General features: G+C 69.1%; 19 protein-coding genes and 1 tRNA gene. 12 read left to right on the plus strand and 8 right to left on the minus strand.

What is annotated here, in order from left to right; genetic code table 11:
- Nucleotides 1–44: 44 nt before the first annotated feature.
- The 6 genes from ABD259_RS01550 to ABD259_RS01575 all read left to right on the plus strand — a co-directional run bounded on the left by ABD259_RS01550 (nucleotide 45) and on the right by ABD259_RS01575 (nucleotide 6,356).
- Nucleotides 45–1,286, plus strand: coding sequence for a CaiB/BaiF CoA transferase family protein (locus tag ABD259_RS01550; protein ID WP_344159641.1), 1,242 nt, complete (start codon nucleotides 45–47; stop codon nucleotides 1,284–1,286).
- On the plus strand, nucleotides 1,283–2,068 hold the full coding sequence (locus ABD259_RS01555) for a crotonase/enoyl-CoA hydratase family protein (protein WP_344107555.1): 786 nt from the start codon (nucleotides 1,283–1,285) through the stop codon (nucleotides 2,066–2,068). Before ABD259_RS01550 ends, ABD259_RS01555 begins: the two co-directional genes overlap by 4 nt.
- Nucleotides 2,053–2,838 (plus strand): acetoacetate decarboxylase, encoded by a 786-nt coding sequence (locus ABD259_RS01560; protein ID WP_344107557.1) that lies wholly within the window; start codon nucleotides 2,053–2,055, stop codon nucleotides 2,836–2,838. The genes ABD259_RS01555 and ABD259_RS01560 overlap by 16 nt, the downstream gene beginning before the upstream one ends.
- The gene (locus ABD259_RS01565; RefSeq protein ID WP_344159643.1) at nucleotides 2,829–3,857 is read left to right on the plus strand and encodes a 3-hydroxyacyl-CoA dehydrogenase NAD-binding domain-containing protein; all 1,029 of its coding nucleotides are present in this window, start codon (nucleotides 2,829–2,831) and stop codon (nucleotides 3,855–3,857) included. The genes ABD259_RS01560 and ABD259_RS01565 overlap by 10 nt, the downstream gene beginning before the upstream one ends.
- A 113-nt stretch (nucleotides 3,858–3,970) precedes the next feature.
- The gene (locus ABD259_RS01570) at nucleotides 3,971–5,155 is read left to right on the plus strand and encodes an acyl-CoA dehydrogenase family protein (RefSeq protein WP_344159645.1); all 1,185 of its coding nucleotides are present in this window, start codon (nucleotides 3,971–3,973) and stop codon (nucleotides 5,153–5,155) included.
- 232 nt (nucleotides 5,156–5,387) lie between these two features.
- Entirely contained in the window at nucleotides 5,388–6,356 is a 969-nt protein-coding gene (locus ABD259_RS01575; protein ID WP_344107563.1) for an alpha/beta hydrolase, read from the plus strand.
- Between the two features lie 146 nt (nucleotides 6,357–6,502).
- On the opposite strand, the gene ABD259_RS01580 is transcribed toward ABD259_RS01575, so the two are convergent.
- The 7 genes from ABD259_RS01580 to ABD259_RS01610 all read right to left on the minus strand — a co-directional run bounded on the left by ABD259_RS01580 (nucleotide 6,503) and on the right by ABD259_RS01610 (nucleotide 11,858).
- Nucleotides 6,503–7,306, minus strand: coding sequence for a hypothetical protein (locus ABD259_RS01580; protein ID WP_344107565.1), 804 nt, complete (start codon nucleotides 7,304–7,306; stop codon nucleotides 6,503–6,505).
- A 430-nt stretch (nucleotides 7,307–7,736) separates the two neighbouring features.
- Nucleotides 7,737–8,543 (minus strand): hypothetical protein, encoded by an 807-nt coding sequence (locus ABD259_RS01585; protein WP_344159648.1) that lies wholly within the window; start codon nucleotides 8,541–8,543, stop codon nucleotides 7,737–7,739.
- Between the two features lie 366 nt (nucleotides 8,544–8,909).
- Nucleotides 8,910–9,698 (minus strand): DUF3558 domain-containing protein, encoded by a 789-nt coding sequence (locus tag ABD259_RS01590; RefSeq protein WP_344107569.1) that lies wholly within the window; start codon nucleotides 9,696–9,698, stop codon nucleotides 8,910–8,912.
- 522 nt (nucleotides 9,699–10,220) lie between these two features.
- Nucleotides 10,221–10,305 (minus strand) — tRNA-Ser (locus ABD259_RS01595).
- 10 nt (nucleotides 10,306–10,315) lie between these two features.
- On the minus strand, nucleotides 10,316–10,816 hold the full coding sequence (locus ABD259_RS01600; RefSeq protein WP_344107571.1) for a nucleoside deaminase: 501 nt from the start codon (nucleotides 10,814–10,816) through the stop codon (nucleotides 10,316–10,318).
- Nucleotides 10,813–11,310, minus strand: a complete 498-nt coding sequence (locus ABD259_RS01605) for a tRNA adenosine deaminase-associated protein (RefSeq protein WP_344107573.1) — start codon at nucleotides 11,308–11,310, stop codon at nucleotides 10,813–10,815. The genes ABD259_RS01600 and ABD259_RS01605 overlap by 4 nt, the downstream gene beginning before the upstream one ends.
- A gap of 41 nt (nucleotides 11,311–11,351) precedes the next feature.
- The gene (locus tag ABD259_RS01610; protein ID WP_344107628.1) at nucleotides 11,352–11,858 is read right to left on the minus strand and encodes a tRNA adenosine deaminase-associated protein; all 507 of its coding nucleotides are present in this window, start codon (nucleotides 11,856–11,858) and stop codon (nucleotides 11,352–11,354) included.
- Between the two features lie 287 nt (nucleotides 11,859–12,145).
- On the opposite strand from ABD259_RS01610, the gene upp reads away from it, so the two are divergent.
- The 5 genes from upp to ABD259_RS01635 all read left to right on the plus strand — a co-directional run bounded on the left by upp (nucleotide 12,146) and on the right by ABD259_RS01635 (nucleotide 14,894).
- Nucleotides 12,146–12,799, plus strand: a complete 654-nt coding sequence (gene upp / locus ABD259_RS01615; RefSeq protein ID WP_344107575.1) for a uracil phosphoribosyltransferase — start codon at nucleotides 12,146–12,148, stop codon at nucleotides 12,797–12,799.
- A 481-nt stretch (nucleotides 12,800–13,280) separates the two neighbouring features.
- Complete coding sequence (locus tag ABD259_RS01620) at nucleotides 13,281–13,517, plus strand: hypothetical protein (protein WP_344107577.1); 237 nt, start codon at nucleotides 13,281–13,283, stop codon at nucleotides 13,515–13,517.
- A 142-nt stretch (nucleotides 13,518–13,659) separates the two neighbouring features.
- The gene (locus tag ABD259_RS01625; protein ID WP_017620566.1) at nucleotides 13,660–13,824 is read left to right on the plus strand and encodes a hypothetical protein; all 165 of its coding nucleotides are present in this window, start codon (nucleotides 13,660–13,662) and stop codon (nucleotides 13,822–13,824) included.
- A 16-nt stretch (nucleotides 13,825–13,840) separates the two neighbouring features.
- Nucleotides 13,841–14,356 (plus strand): PH domain-containing protein, encoded by a 516-nt coding sequence (locus ABD259_RS01630; protein WP_344107580.1) that lies wholly within the window; start codon nucleotides 13,841–13,843, stop codon nucleotides 14,354–14,356.
- 304 nt (nucleotides 14,357–14,660) lie between these two features.
- Nucleotides 14,661–14,894, plus strand: coding sequence for a hypothetical protein (locus ABD259_RS01635; RefSeq protein WP_344107582.1), 234 nt, complete (start codon nucleotides 14,661–14,663; stop codon nucleotides 14,892–14,894).
- A 94-nt stretch (nucleotides 14,895–14,988) separates the two neighbouring features.
- On the opposite strand, the gene ABD259_RS01640 is transcribed toward ABD259_RS01635, so the two are convergent.
- The gene (locus ABD259_RS01640) at nucleotides 14,989–15,402 is read right to left on the minus strand and encodes a DUF2000 domain-containing protein (RefSeq protein WP_344159652.1); all 414 of its coding nucleotides are present in this window, start codon (nucleotides 15,400–15,402) and stop codon (nucleotides 14,989–14,991) included.
- A gap of 109 nt (nucleotides 15,403–15,511) precedes the next feature.
- Here ABD259_RS01640 and ABD259_RS01645 point away from each other — a divergent pair, with 109 nt between their 5' ends.
- A complete protein-coding gene (locus ABD259_RS01645) occupies nucleotides 15,512–15,979 on the plus strand; it encodes an Lrp/AsnC family transcriptional regulator (protein ID WP_344107586.1) in 468 nt (155 codons plus the stop codon).
- Nucleotides 15,980–16,007 lie beyond the last annotated feature (28 nt).

Raw genomic sequence — 16,007 nt, forward strand, 5'->3', positions numbered from 1 at the left:
AAACACCCCCCTCGTACATTCCCTTTTTCGGCAATGGAGTGGTAATGGAATCCGCAGAAGAATCGGCCGAGCAGCCCGCTGCCCGTGGGTCGTCCGGCCCGCTGGCCGGGGTCCGCGTCATCGACATGGCCACGGTGGTGATGGGGCCCTACGCCGCCCAGATCCTCGGGGACCTCGGCGCCGACGTCATCAAGGTCGAATCCCCGAACGACACGGTCAGGAACGGCCCGCTGCACCGCACGCCCGGGATGACGCCGCTGAACCTCAACGTCAACCGCAACAAACGCAGCGTGGCCCTCGACCTGAAGGACGAGGCCGGACGCGCCCAGGCGCTGGAGTTGATCGGCGGCGCCGACATCCTGATCACCAACATGCGCATTGGCGCCCTGCGCCGTCTGGGCATGGACTTCGACAGCCTCTCCGCGGCCAATCCCCGACTGGTCTACGTCCACGCCCAGGGCTTCCGCTCCGACTCCGACCGGGCCGGCCTCGCCGCCTACGACGAGACCATCCAGGCCGCCTCCGGCCTCCTAGACCTGGCACAGCGCGCGGGCGACGTGGGCGCGCCCGTCGTCCTGCCGAGCATCTTCGCCGACAAGGTCGCCGCGCTCACCATCGTCTACAGCGCGCTGGCCGCGCTCGTCCACCAGCGGGCGACCGGGCGAGGGCAGCACGTCGAAGTGCCGATGGCCGACACGCTGCTGGCGTTCAACCTGGTCGAGCACTTGCAGGGCCGGGTGTTCGAGCCGCCGATGGGAGACACCGGCTTCCCCCTGTCCATGGTGAAGGGGCACCGGGCCCGGCCGACCAAGGACGGCCTGGCGATGATCATGCCCTACAGCCCGCAGAACTTCCGCGACCTCTTCACCGCGGCGGGCCGCGCCGACCTGGCCGAGGACCCGCGGCTCAACAGCACGGTCATCGACGCCAACCGCGACGGCGAAGCCCTGGTCGAGCTGATGGAGTCGGTGACCCCGCAGCTCACCACAGCGGAGTGGATGGAGGTCTGCGCCAAGCACAGCATCCCGGCCGGGCCCGTGCTGCGGCTGGATGAGGCGGCCGACGACCCCTACGTCCAGGGCGGCGGACTGCTGGATGTCGCCGAACACCCGAGCGAGGGCGCCTACCGCGTTGTCGGCGTGCCTATGGCGTTCTCCGCCACCCCCGCCGCCGTGCGCCGGCACGCGCCCCTGCCCGGCGAGCACACAGAGGAGGTGCTGACCGAGCTCACCAACGGCGGCACCCGCCGTCCCAGCGACATGGCCGCGGAAGGAGACCTCCGATGAGCGCGACCACCGATACCGCGACGCCCGTCGTCCGGACCGAGAGCGCCGACGGCGTCCTCGTCATCACGATCGACCGGCCAAAAGCCCGCAACGCGGTGAACGCGGCGGTCGCCACCGGCATCGCCGCCGCGGTCGACCGGCTGGAGAACGATCCGGAACTGCGCGTGGGCGTACTCACCGGCGCGGGTGGCTCCTTCTGCGCCGGTATGGACCTCAAAGCCGCCGCGAGCGGCGAGCAGGTAAACGTCCCCGGCAAGGGCTTCGCCGGGCTCGCCGAAGCCCAAACGGCGAAGCCGCTCATCGCCGCCGTCGAGGGGTACGCCATGGGCGGCGGGTTCGAGCTCGCCCTCGCCTGCGACCTGGTCGTCGCCGCCGAAGGGGCTCGTTTCGCCCTGCCCGAGGTCAAGCGGGGGCTGATCGCGGGCGGCGGAGGCGTGGTGCGGCTGCCCAAACGCATCCCCCACCACGTGGCGATGGAACTGCTGCTGACCGGCCAGACCATCACCGCCGAACGCGCCCGCGACCTCGGCATCGTCAACCGCCTCGGCCCCGACGGCGGCGCACTGGCGGCCGCCCGGCACCTCGCCGAGGAGATCACGCACAGCGCGCCCCTGGCACTGGCCGCGGTGAAGCGGGTCGTCCGACTCTCCGACGGAAGCACGGAAGCCGACTCCTTCGCCGCACAGACCGCCGAAGTGGGCGCGCTGCTCCGCTCGGCCGACTTCTCCGAAGGGGTGCGCGCCTTTACCGAGAAGCGCACCCCGGAATGGACCGGACAGTGAACCGCGAACAGATTCTGCAGAGCGTCGGAACGCCACTCACGGCTCCCGCCTACCCACCCGCCGCGGCCAGGTTCACCAACCGCGAGTACCTCAACATCGTGTACCGCACGGACCCCGAGGTGCTGCGCGCCGTGGTGCCCGAGCCGCTGCGCATCGCCGAACCGCTGGTGCGGTTCGAGGTGATGAAGATGGGCGACGTCACCGCCTACGGCCCCTACGTCGAGGCGGGGCAGGCGATCCCCGTGGACTTCGGCGGCGAGCGCGGCGAGTACCTGCACGCGATGTACCTGGACAACTTCCCGGCCACCGCCGCGGGTCGCGAGGTGAGCGCCTACCCGAAGGTCATGGGCACACCCGCCCTCTACCCCGACCACGCCGCGCTGGTGGGGACGCTCGACTACGGGAGCGTGCGCGTGGCCACGGCGACGATGGGCTACAAGCACCACCCGCTCGACCCGGACCTCGCCCGCGAGGAGATCGCCGTCCCCACCTTCATGCTCAAGACCGTCCCGGGCTATGACGGCGCCCCGCGCGTCTGCGAACTCGTCCGCACCCGGATCACCGACCTCGTGGTCACCGAGGCGTACACCGGCCCCGCCCGGCTGCAGCTCTTCGAGCACGTCCTGGCCCCGCTGGCCGACCTTCCGGTCCGCGAGGTCGTCTCCGCCAGCCACATCATCACCGACCTCACGCTGGCCCCGGCCGTTCCCGTCCACGACTACCTGGCCGAACGTCCCGGAACCGCCAAGGAGGACGCGCCATGCCAATAACCCAGAACTCCCACCGCGACCTCCCGGGCGCAGGCCGCACTGCCAGCACAGCGCCCGACAGCGGGTACTCGGCGGGGCCCCGCCCGCAGCGGACCGTCGCGGTCGTCGGGGCGGGAACCATCGGGCTGTCGTGGGCCGCGCTGTTCGCCGCCAACGGCCTCGACGTGGTCGTGACCGACCCCCGCGCGGATCTGGACCAGGCTCTCGACGACGCGCTTCCGGCGCTCGCCGACGGACTGCCCGGAAGCGGCGTCGAGGAGCTGCGCGGCCGCATCCGCACGACGCACAACCTCGCGGAGGCGGTCGCCGAGGCCGACCTGGTGCAGGAGAACGGCCCCGAGAACGTCGCCTTCAAGCGGGGACTTTTCGCCGACATCGCCCGCCACGCCCCGGCCGAGTCCGTACTGGCCACGTCCAGCTCCGGCATCGTCGCGTCGAGCATCGCCGCCGACCTGTCCGACGACGCCGCCGCGCGGATGCTGGTGGCGCACCCCTTCAACCCGCCGCACACGGTCCCGCTCGTGGAAATCGTGCCGGGGGAGCGCACCGCGGACGACACCGTCGCGACGGCCACGGCCTTCTACCGGTCGCTGGGCAAGACACCGGTGCGGCTGCGCAAGGAGATCCCCGGGTTCGTGGCCAACCGTCTGCAGAGCGCGGTACTCCAGGAGGCGATCCATCTGGTGCTCGAAGGCGTGGTCGACGCCGCCGAGCTCGACACGGTGATGAAGGCGTCGCTGGGCGGACGGTACGCGACCATCGGCCCCTTCGAGAGCTTCCACCTCGGCGGCGGCCCCGGCGGCATCCGGCACATGATGGAGCACCTCGGGAAGGGCCTGGCGCAGGGCTGGCAGGGCCTGGGCCGTCCGGAACTGGACGACGCCGCCGTCGACACGCTCGTCAACCAGATCGAAGCCGCCTACGGGAACGGCCCCGACGCCTACTGGACGCGTGCGGCGCTGCGCGACCGCAAACAGCTCGCCGTGAACGACGCGCTGCACCGGGCCGAACAGGGCTGACCCAGCGCAGAACCGCTCGGGATGCCGAAGCCGCCCGCGTGCGCGTCCTTCATGAGTCCCGAGCGTCTCGCCCACCATTCTCTTCGCTTTTTCCTTGTCTAAGGAGTCCCACCATGCCCAAACCCGCTAACCCGGCATCCGACTTCTTCGGCTTCGCCGACCTGCTCAGCGACGCCGAACGTACCGAGCTCGCCGCCGTCCGCGACTACCTGGAGAGCGAGATCAAGCCGCTCGCCAACGCCGCGTGGGACCGGGCCGAGTTCCCCTTCGAGGTGATCGAGAAGTTCGCCAAGCTCGGACTGCCCGGATACAGCTACCCCGAATACGGCGACGGCCGCCCGCGAGGCGAGCTGTTCTCCGGATTCCTCTCCATGGAGCTCAACCGGATCGACCCGTCGCTGGCGGTCTTCGCCGGAGTCCACACCGGCCTGGCTATGGGCAGCATCCACGGTGGCGGCAGCCAGAAGCAGCGCGACCGGTGGCTGCCGGACATGGCCGCGATGAAGAAGATCGGAGCCTTCGCGCTGACCGAGCCGGAGGGCGGATCCGACGTCGCCGGAGGCATGCGCACCACCGCGCGGCGCGACGGCGACACCTGGATCCTCAACGGCGCCAAGCGGTGGATCGGCAACGGCACCTTCGCCGACCTCGTCATGGTCTGGGCACGCGATACGGCCGACAACACCGTCAAGGGGTTCGTCGTGCCCAAGGGCGCCCCCGGCTTCACCGCGACCAAGATCGAGGGCAAGATCGCGCTGCGCACCGTGCAGAACGCCGACATCGTGCTCGACGAGGTGCGGGTGCCCGAGGCCGACCGGCTGCAGGGCATCAACACCTTCCGCGACACCGCGGCCGTCCTGGCCCGTACCCGCGGCGGTGTGGCGTGGCAGGCGCTGGGGGTCGCGGTGCGCGCCTACGAGCTGGCCCGCCAGTACGCCGTCGAGCGCGTGCAGTTCGGCCGCCCCATCGGCGGCTTCCAGATGATCCAGGACCTGCTCGTCAAGATGCTCGGCAACGTCACCGCCATGTTCGGCGTGGTGGTGCGACTCAACCAGCTCGTCGCCGCGGGTGAAGGGAGCGCCGAGCAGGCCGCCCTGGCCAAGGCGTTCACCACCACACGGATGCGCGAGTGCGTCGCGTGGGCGCGGGAGCTGTTCGGCGGCAACGGCATCGTCCTGGACTACGAGATCGCCAAGTTCTTCGCCGACGCCGAGGCCGTGTATTCGTTCGAGGGGTCGCGAGAGATGAACACCCTGATCGTCGGCAAGGCCATCACCGGACACAGCGCGTTCGCGTAACCGCGGCGATAGCGCCGCCTACGAACGCGCGCTGGCGATTCGGTGGCCCGAACCAGGGGTGGGGTTCGGGCCACCGTCGTACCGCCGTCCCCATCCGCCTTCGGGGGGAGACCGCAGCGGGCGGCAGAGACATGTCACCCGAAAATGGGAGGACATTCGGGCCTCGGGGCGGCGATGATCGTCTTCTTGCCCCACGGTCTGCCGGGGCAGATGCACCGCACGAGGAGGACCGATGACGCCCCCGCCCCCACCATTCGACCCGGAGCTGGCCGCCGCTCTGAATCGCATGGGAGACGCCCTATCGGCACAACTCACCGCCGAGGAGACCGCCGCCCAGCGGGAGAGCATCGCCCAACTGGAACCGTCACTGGATGAGCTGAGCTCCGGAGGAGACTTCGACGTCGAGGAGCGGTTCGTCCCCGGCCCCTCCGAGGCGCCCGACGTCGGCCTGCTCATCCTCCGCCCCAGGCGGGTGCGGGGGCCGCGGCCCGTCGTGTACTCCATCCATGGCGGCGGCATGGTGATGGGCAGCCACAAGTTCGGCACCGAGCGGCCCGTGGAATGGGCCAGGGAACTAGGCATGACGGTGGTGTCGGTCGACTACCGCCTCGCGCCGGAAAACCCCCACCCGGCACCGGTCGAGGACTGCTACGCGGGACTTCTGTGGACGGCTGCGCACGCCGAGGAGATCGGCGGCGAGGCCAGCGGCGTCATCGTGGCCGGATCCAGCGCGGGCGGCGGCCTCGCCGCGGCCACGACCCTGCTGGCCCGCGACCGCGGGGGACCAGAGCTGCTCGGCCAGGTCCTCATCTGCCCGATGCTCGACGACCGGAACGACACACCGTCCGCGCACCAGATGGTCGGCCACGACCTGTGGGACCGGAACGCCAATGCGATCGGGTGGAACGCGCTGCTGGGGGAGCGACGCGGGACCGACGGTGTGCCGCCCTACGCCGCACCGGGCCGGGCCACGGACCTCTCCGGACTGCCTCCGGCCTTCATCGACGTCGGCTCGGCCGAAACCTTCCGCGACGAGGCCGTCTCTTACGCGTCCCGCATCTGGCTCGCCGGGGGCCGAGCCGAGCTGCACGTATGGCCCGGCGGCTTCCACTCCTTCGACGCCATCGCTCCCGAGGCCGCGATCTCCCAGGCGGCCCGAGCCGCCCGGCTGCAGTGGCTGCGCCGACTGGTGGGCGAGTGATCCCAAGGAGCGAAGGAGCGCAGGAGGATCGCGGTTGACGGAGCGCCGCATCCGGACCGCGTCGGCCGGGGAGACGGGCTCCCCGGCCGTTCGCAATGTTTTGGCCCACTACGCGCTCGGCCATCGGCGTTCCGCGGGTCCGGGTGTCACTTGACGTTGTTGAGCGCCTGACGGGCGAGTTCCGGCATGAGGACCTTGACGTCCGCGTAGTCCAGCCCCGGGTCGCCGCTGTCCGTGCGGACGCCGCGGGCGATCTCGATGACGATGTTGTCCTTGCGGACCAGGGCGGTCGCCTCCGTCTGGCCCTCCTCCAGGCTGCTGTCCGCGAGGACCAGCTTCCCCTCGTCGCCAACGTCGAGCGAGTCCTCCTCCAGCCGGGTACCGAGGGTGGCGATCCCGGCCTCCTTGAACTCGTAGACGCGCTTGCCCTTGCTGGTCGACTCCGGGTCGCCCGGGGGCACCCAGTACTCGACCTTCAGCGTGTGCATGGTGCCGTCGGCAGCCGCGTTCATCCAGCGGCAGGACACGGAGTCGCCGATGTCCACGTTGCTGCCGTCGCCTTCGACCCCCAGTCCGGCCAGGGTCTCATCGGTGAAGGCCGCGCAGGCGTCGTCGGGAACACCGTGGGGCGCCGAGCCGATGTCGACCTTCGTGGGCTCGCCGGGCCCCCGGTAGGTGGAGAACCCGTCCGCTCCGTTCAGCTGCGATTCGGGGTCCCGACCGGAGTCCGCCGGGTCCTTCTCTTCCTCACGGTCGGCCTTGGCTTTGTCCTCGGAGTCGCGCTCCTTGGCCGCCACCGGCGCCTCGTCCTGGTCCGAACCGTCATCGCCCAACATGCCCACGAAGACGACACCACCGACGATCACCAAGACCAAGACGACCGCGCCGACACCGAGCCCGATCCACAGACCGGTCCGCTTCTTGGGCGGAGGCGGAGACCCACCGGGCATTCCCGGCCCACCGGGACCATAGGGGCCGCCTGGCCCGGTCGGCGGCCCGCCCTGGGGGAACCCCTGGTGTGCGGGCCACCCCTGACCCGGCGGATAGCCGGGCCCTCCGGGCGGGACACCCGCGGGTCCGCCCGGGTACGGCGGGTATCCCGGGCCACCGGCCGCAGGCTGCGGCTGGGACGGAGGCATCGGAGGCTGGGCGTCGTCGCTCATATCGTCCTTCGACTCGACGGCTCCCCGCGAACAGGGAGCGGGTTGACCAGAGAACCGCATGAAAGCGGTCAACCATCTCACTCGACGGCAATGTTCGACACATCGGCCACGGACGGTCACCCCCGACCGTTCTGCCGACGTAAGATCGCCCCGTCCCTCGGAGCCGGATCACCGGCGCCGAGGGACCGGGTTCCCCAGAAGAGGATGAGGAGAGACGTCAGTCCAGGTGGTTGACCGCTTGGCGGGCCAGTTCCGGCATGAGTTTCTGGACGTCGTCCCATTCCATGACGGACGCGTCGTCCGGTTCGTCGCTGGACAGCCTGATGCCGCGTCGGATCTCCACGATCATGTTCTCCACCCGAACGATCACCGTCGCCTCCTTATGGGCGGAGCTGCCGGGCATGTCGGTGAGGACGACCAGGCTCTCGTCGCCGATGTCGACCTTCTTCTCCTTGACCCGCTCGCCGATGATGCCGATGCCGCGCTCCGCCGAGAACTTGTAGATGCTCTTGGCCTGGGAGACCGACGTTTCGTTGTCCGGCGGCACCGAGTACTCGACGTCCAGGGTGTGGAAGCTCCCGTCATCCGCCAGCCGGCTCCAGATGCAGCTCGTGATGCTCTCGTTCTCGTTGAAGCCGTCGTCCTCCTCGATACCGAGTCCGTCCAAGGTTTCGTCGGTGAAGGCGGAGCACACGTCGTGCGCACCCGGGCGTTTGTAGGGGCCGGAGCCGATGTCGACCTTGGTCGGGGTGGAGGGGCCGGTATAGCGGGCGAAGTCGTCGCCGTCCCGGTCGTCCTTGGTGGGCTCGGTTTCCTCCGCCGCCGCGCCGCCAGTGGGCTCGCCCCTCCCATCGGACCCGTCCGCGGCCTGGGGCTCGCCTCGGTCGGCGGGTTCCTCGGAGCCGTTGAGCGCCACCAGCGCGATGCCGCCGACGATCACCAAGACCAGGGCGACCGCGCCGACACCGAGCCCGATCCACAGACCGGTCCGCTTCTTGGGCGGAGGCGGAGACCCACCGGGCATTCCCGGCCCACCGGGACCATAGGGCCCACCCGGCCCGAAGGGCGGGCCATGACCGCCATGCACGGGCGCACCGCTCGGCGGGAACCCCTGGTGTGCGGGCCACCCCTGAGCGGGCGGATGCCCCGGCCCGCCGGGCGGGACACCCGCGGGTCCGCCCGGGTACGGCGGGTATCCCGGGCCACCGGCCGCAGGCGGCGGCTGGGACGGAGGCATCGGAGGCTGGGCGTCGTCGCTCATATCGTCCTTCGACTTCAAGCTCCCCGCGATCAGGGAGCGGGTTGACCGGAAAACCGCATGAAACCGGTCAACCATCTCACTTGACGCTGATCTCCGGCACGTCGACTACGAACGGTCGCCCCGGGCCGGTCACCCCACGTTGTTGAGTGCCTGACGGCCCAGCTCGGGCATCAGCTTCTGGACGTCGGCCCAGTCCATGGTCGGGTCCCCGGAGGTGTCCGACCTGTCGGGGCTAATCCCGCGGTCCACCTCGACCATGATGTTGTCCTGGCGGATCAGCACCGTCGCCTCGTGGTGGCCCTCGTCGTCCATCTTGGTCAGCACGACGATGCTCTCGTCCCCCACATCGGACTTCTCCTCTTCGACACGGTCGCCGAGGATGCCCACGCCCTCCTCGGCGTAGAAGTCGTAGAGGTACTCCGCATCGGAGACCGACGTGCTGTCGTCCGGCGGCAGCGTGTAGGTGATCCGGACGTTGTGGAACGTACCGTCACTGGCCAGGTGGTACCAGTTGCAGGTCGACAGGCTGCCCGCTGTCTCCGTGGCCTCGCCCTTCTCGCCGTCGATGCCCAGGCCGATCCGGGTCTCCTTGGAGAGCGCGGCGCACGGGTCCTTGGGGAGCTTGTGGGGCGGGGAGCCGATCTTCACCTTCGTCGGCTCGTCCGGTCCCGTGTAGCGGGAGAGATCAGGGCCGGTGTCCGAGGTGTCGGCGTCCTCGGACGGCTTTCCGCCATCGCTCTTCTCCGAGCTCGGCCCACCCGCCTCGTGGGAGTCGGAGAGGCCGGTCACCGCGAGGGTGATCACCACACCGACGAGGGTGAGCGCGACGAGCACCGCACCCACCCCGAGCGCGATCCACAGGCCGGTCCGCTTCGGCGGAGGGGGATACTCCCCGCCCATCCCCGGCCCGCCGGGCATGGGCGGCCAGCCTGGTCCGCCCGGAATTCCCGGTCCTCCGTAGCCGCCCTGGCCTCCCGGTGTCGAAGGGCCGTACCAGCCGGGTGGGGGCGGTGGCCCAGGAGGGCCGGAAGGAGCACCGGGGCCACCTGGAGCCCCCGCACCGCCCGGGCCCGACGGTCCCGCCTGACCGCCCTGCCCACCAGGACCGCCGGAATCCGCTGGAAGGGGCGGCCGCATCTGCGGACGTCCCTGGTAGGGCCCCTGGGGAGCCTGCGGACCCTGCGGCGATTCCTGCTGCGGTTCCTCCTGCGGATCCCGCGGTCCGAACGGAGGCCGGGGCGGTTCGGGTGGCGGCGGCCCTTCGCTCATGCGTTTCCTTCCGGTATCTACCTACCCGGATACGGCGGACGACGCGTCGATCCCGACAGGTTCGCGACTCGCCACGGCGCTGATCGCGGACCGGGGCGGAAGCCGGATCCCGAGCGCGGCCTTCCGGTGAAATGAAACGGCCGCCCTGGAGAACCAGGGCGGCCACACAGGCGGTGGATGAGGGATTCGAACCCTCGAAGGGTTGCCCCTTACTCGCTTTCGAGGCGAGCGCCATCGGCCACTAGGCGAATCCACCGCGAAGGAGTCTACCTGAAACGACGCCGTGAGAAGAACTCAGTCAGCACTCCGCCGCACCGTTCCGCGATGTCGCTGCTCACAAGGTCGGGCGGGATGACCTCCGGACGGTGGTTGAGGCGCCGGTCGCGCACCACGTCCCACAGCGAGCCGACCGCACCTGCCTTGGCATCCCGCGCACCGTAGACGAGGCGCCCGACGCGCGCCTGCACGATGCCGCCCGCGCACATGGTGCACGGCTCCAGGGTGACGGCCAGGGTGCAGCCGGTCAGCCGCCATTCGCCCAGGTGCCGGGCGGCGGCGCGGATCGCGATGAGTTCGGCGTGCGCGGTGGGGTCACCGACGGCCTCGCGCTCGTTGTGCCCCGAACCGATGAGGACGCCCTCGGAGTCGAGCACCACAGCGCCCACCGGAACGTCCTCGCTGCCGGAGGTGAGCTCGCTTTCGGCCAGCGCGAGGCGCAGCGCCGCGTCGATCTCCGCGCGCCCCATCACCCGTTCCGTGGTGTTCATACGCGCAGCGTATCCAGCACATCGGCGAACCCGGCCCGCGCGGCGAGATCGGCGAGCACGTCGCTCGGCAGCCGTCCCTCCCCGATCGCCAGCGAGCGCAGGGACTTCCCCGACGTACCGAGGTCCGCCAGCAGATCCTCGTCGCCGCCGGGATCGGGATAGGGACGCTGGCCGGTGCCCTCCGGCACCTCCGGGGCGTGGACGTTCCCGCTGTCCAGCAGCAGGGTCGCGACGGGGTACTCGCCGATCACGCGGACATCGGAGAGGAAAACGCGCGGATCGGTATGGTTATCCACCCGGATGACACCGAACCACTCGTCGTCCGCCTCCATCAGCAACACCATGGTTCCCTCGACCGCCTCGGCGTCATGGGCGGCGGCGACATCACGCATGAGATCGGCGATGTCGTCGATGCTCTCCGCCTCCGCCAGGTCCACCTCTTCTCCCCTCCACACGCCGGCCGCGCGGAAGAAGAGAACCGAGAAGATCGGCACCGTCCGCTCCCGTCCTCTCCCGGTTCCAGCCGCAGGAATCCCTACCCCATCCCGTCCAGAGCACGCTGGAACGCCTGCTGGAATCCCAGCCGCTCCGCGATGCTCGCCAAGACCTCGTCGGGGTACAGGTCGAGGTCACCGGCCAGCGCCCCGAGCTCCATCTCGTCCATGCCGAGGTCGGCCAGGATCGACAGGTCGCCGGCGGGCAGCACCTGGTCCAGGTCCTCGTCGTCCGGGACGTCGATCTCCAGGTAGTCCAAGACCTCCCGGGCCACCGGCCAGTCGATCGAAGCGGTCACATCGGAGAGGAAGACGCTGACATCGTCTCGGCCGTAGACGCGAACGATGAGGAAGAAGTCGTCGCCCACCGAGACGAGTCCGATGGCACCGCTGATGCTCGGCTGTTGTCGCAGCGCGTGCAGCAGACCGGGGAAGTCCTGGGTCATCGCCTCGGGGAGGCAGTAGACGTCCCAGAGTTCCTCTTCCCGGTAGGCCACGGCCGCGAAGTCGCCGGATTCGTCGTCATCGCTCGGTTCGAGATCCGTCATCGTCACCCCACCAGGCAGGCCATTGTCCGGCCAGGATCGCAGATCGGCCGGTGCGGCGTCATGGTGGTCCCTGTTCTCGTCCACGACACGCTCCGCTCCGGATGGCCTGTCACCGTGATAAAAGTCCGCGCTCACACGTCCTATTAGAACGGACATCCTGTCCTCGGCAGAACGGGATCTAGGAACTCAAACCCGAATCGTCACACACGGATCCGTGGCCCCCGCGCGCAGCATTAGACTCGGACGCCGACTCCCCGCCCGTTTGCCCAGCTCATCCGGAGTGTTCAATGGAAACCCTGGTCGTCGACCACCCACTCGTCGCGCACAAGCTCACGACCCTGCGCAACGTGCAGACCGACTCGCCGACGTTCCGCCGGCTCACCGACGAGCTGGTCACGCTGCTCGCCTACGAGGCGACCCGGGACGTGCGCGTCGCCGACGTGACCGTCGACACTCCGCTGACGCCGATGACCGGCGTCCAGCTGACCCGCCCCACCCCGCTGGTGGTGCCGATCCTCCGCGCCGGGCTCGGCATGCTCGACGGGATGACCCGGCTGCTCCCGACAGCCGAGATCGGGTTCCTGGGGATGGCGCGCGACGAGCGCACACTGCAGCCCGCCACCTACGCCGACCGGCTCCCCCAGGACCTGTCCGGGCGGCAGTGCTACGTACTCGACCCGATGCTGGCGACCGGCGGGACGCTGGCCGCCGCACTGAAGCTCCTGGTGGACCGCGGCGCCGACCACATCACCGCGATTTGCCTGCTGGCCGCGCCTGAGGGCCTGAGCGCGGTGGAGAAGAAGCTGACCGAAACCCTGCGGGCGGACCACGGCGCCACCCTGCGCGTGGTGACGGCCGCCGTCGACCAGCGGCTGGACGACAACGGATTCATCGTCCCCGGCCTCGGGGACGCGGGGGATCGTCTTTACGGCTGCTCCTGACCGCCGATTCCGCATGTCCGACCCGCCGCCGCTCCGCGCTCGGTTACTCCGTTGAACTCGGCGCGCCAGGCGCCCGGCCGCATCGGCCGGGCGCTTTTTTGTATCTTTCCGGATCTCTAGGAATGAACGTCCGAAAACGGGGAAACACTCGGGAAACCCCGACATATGTGCTCGTGAAAGCCCGGATCCAGATCGGCGGGACGCCACGATCTGGCTTAGCCGAATTCATTCTGAGACGGAGACGTGACACATTAGAGTGATCATGGTGGGTACGGGTTCCTTACCCCTCCCCAATGCACCCAGGACATGGTCCACCCGAGCAGTACCCCCAGGCACCCTCGGCCCACACGACCGGCACCGCCCTCCCCTGATGGGCCTCCACTGACCAATAGCGAACAACCGTTCGCACCCCAACACGCTCACCGAACGCAGTGCGGTGGGCACGGAACGACAGCGATCACCCTTCCCCTCAAGGAGTGAGATGCCCGAGAAGACCGAAACCGCGGCAGCCGCAACGCCACGTGTTTTCATCCCCGTGATCGACCGCCTGATGGCCGAGTTCGCCGGTGTCCACCAGCAAGCGACCGTGACCAGATGTGTCGACGCCGCCCGGCACGGGGCGTGGGAGGTCACCGGGAAGGCCACTCCGGACCTGGTGGAGCGCATCGCACGCCAGCACCTCCAGGTGCTCGCCCTCGCCTTTGCAGAACGCAGCTGACCACGGACGCAGCGTGATCAAGAACACACGCGCGCCTGGGGAACGCCACGCCGTTGCCGGGCATCTGGCTTTACGGCATTGATTGTCGGTGTAACAATCAGCTTGGGTCAGTGGGTCGGATGCATTCTTGGGGAGTTCGCTCATGGCGAAGTTGAAAAAATGGCTGGGGTACGCCCTCATCGCCTTCGTTGCGTTTTATCTGCTCACCCAGCCTGAAAGCGCGGCCGGGGTCATCGAGACGGGCCTGGGCGGGCTCATGTCGGCAGCCGAATCCCTGTCCCGCTTCGTCAACGCCTTGAGCGCGTAAAGAAGGTCGATCGGCCATGAAGCTCGTAGCTCCGACCAACCGTGCCCCCGCATCGGTCAACCGCTACCTGCTACCGCACGAGCAGGATGTCGTCACCATCCGGCGGCATCCGGCCGTACTGATGACACCCGTGGCCACGGTCCTCGGGGCGCTGATCCTAGCGGGCATTTTGAGCAACACCGCCATCGCCTCCAGTTCAGCCGCGCTGGCGGTCATCTGGTGGCTGTGGCTGCTCGTGCTCGTCTGGTTCGTGTGGCGGGTGGCGGAATGGTCGGTCGACTACTTCGTCATCACCTCAGCGCGCCTGCTGCTGACCACGGGTCTGATCACGCGGCAGGTGAACATGATGCCCCTGGGCAAGGTCACCGACATGCGCTTCGAGCGCTCGATCATCGGCCGGTTCCTCGGCTACGGCACCTTCGTCATGGAGTCGGCCGGCCAGGACCAGGCCCTGAGCCGGATCAACTTCGTTCCCTACCCGGAACAGCTCTACCTTGAGGTCGTGGGCCTGATCTTCCCCGACAAGGGCTGACGCCCACCGCGACCACGCTCTGACGCGCCCGCCCCCTCGGTGGGCGCTTCTTTGTGCAGGCTTTCGGCTGCCCGACTTCTCAATGTTCACCTTCGGGGTGCCCACCTCCCGGCCACCCTCCGCACAGCGCGTGATCCCCACCACCGATCCCACTCCCTGACCGCGCCCGTTTCCCCTGTACAGCGGGGATTTCGGGACGCCGCACCGCATCGGACGACACGTGCGGCGGCGAATCGGGATTGACTTCAAGGTGAACAGACGGTTAACTGAGATCCTCTGATAGAAGAACGAGGGGGGTGTCGCCATGACTCGCAGGGTCAGCCGAGCGCCGCAGACCAGCCGCCCCGCCCCGGCACGCCGCCGGGTCCGTCCCTCCGCGCCCCGTACGGCCGTCAACCGCGCGCGTGGCCAGCAGAGCATCGCAATGCCCGAACCGCGCGAGACGACGGAGACCATCGCTTCCGGCCCGCCGAAGCTGAGCTGGGTCCTGGTCACTGACACGAACGGACGTACCCGTCCCGAGGCCCGCTGGGCCTAGGACCCCGAGACGCCCGACGAGGGGGCCGTCCACCCGCGGGTGGACGGCCCCCTCGTGTTTTTCGTCCCCCTACTCCGGGTGCCGCCCCCTCGCGTCACTTCAGCAGGGGTAGCCGCTTGGTGAGCGCGTTGACCTGCGAGCGCGGCCCGAAGATCGCGACCGCCACATAGTCGATGTCCTCAGCGGGGGTCCGCGCGAGATCGGCCAGGTAGGTGTCGTAGTCACGGGAACGCCGCGCCACATCGTTGAACCCGACGACGGTAAGCGCTTCCCGAGCACGCGCGGCATCGTTCAGTTCGCGGAGGCGCGAGGACGCCGCGGCCAGGACGGGCACCGGGTGCGGGTTGAGTCCAGCGTGCACGCCTCCCGACGCATCCTTGCCGTCGTCCCCGACCGACTCTGGTAGCCGCCCGCCCATGCTGAGACCGGTCACGACCGCCGCATTCGTCGCCTGAGCCCGGTCCATCCTCTCGTCGACAATAAGGACGAGCTTGGTCCGCAGCGACATTTCGCTTCACCTCATTCGATCGAAAGACTAGCCACGACGCTACTCAATCGACCGATAAATTCGGGACATTAATGAACGAATGATCGGAATCAATGCAATAATCCCGACCATGGACGAACTTGATTCGGAGATCATCCGACTCCTCCAATCGGATGCACGGCTCTCGAACCGCGAGCTCGCCCGCAGACTCGGCGTCGCACCATCCACCTGCCTGGAACGGGTGCGCACGCTGACACGCCGCGGCGTCATCCGCGGCTATCACGCCGAAATCGACATGAACGCACTCAATCGTGGCGTCCAGGCACTCGTCTCGGTCCAGGTCCGACCGCTGAACCGATCCGTCATCGTGGAATTCAAGGACAGCGTCGCCCGCCTGCCCGAGGTGCTCTCCGTGTTCGTTCTTGCCGGAGGGGACGACTTCGTGCTGCACGTAGCCGTGCAGAACCTCGACCTCCTCCACGCGTTCCTGCTCGACCGGCTGAGCAAGCGCAAGGAGATCGCGGGGTTCCGCACATCGGTGATCTTCGAGAGCACCCACAACACCGTTCTCGGCTGCCTACCCGCCCCCGAGAAGTGAGGCCGCCGGCCCGGCCATTGGCCGGCCC

The sequence above is a fragment of the Nocardiopsis rhodophaea genome (genome assembly GCF_039530945.1).
Taxonomy (GTDB): Bacteria; Actinomycetota; Actinomycetes; order Streptosporangiales; family Streptosporangiaceae; genus Nocardiopsis_C; species Nocardiopsis_C rhodophaea.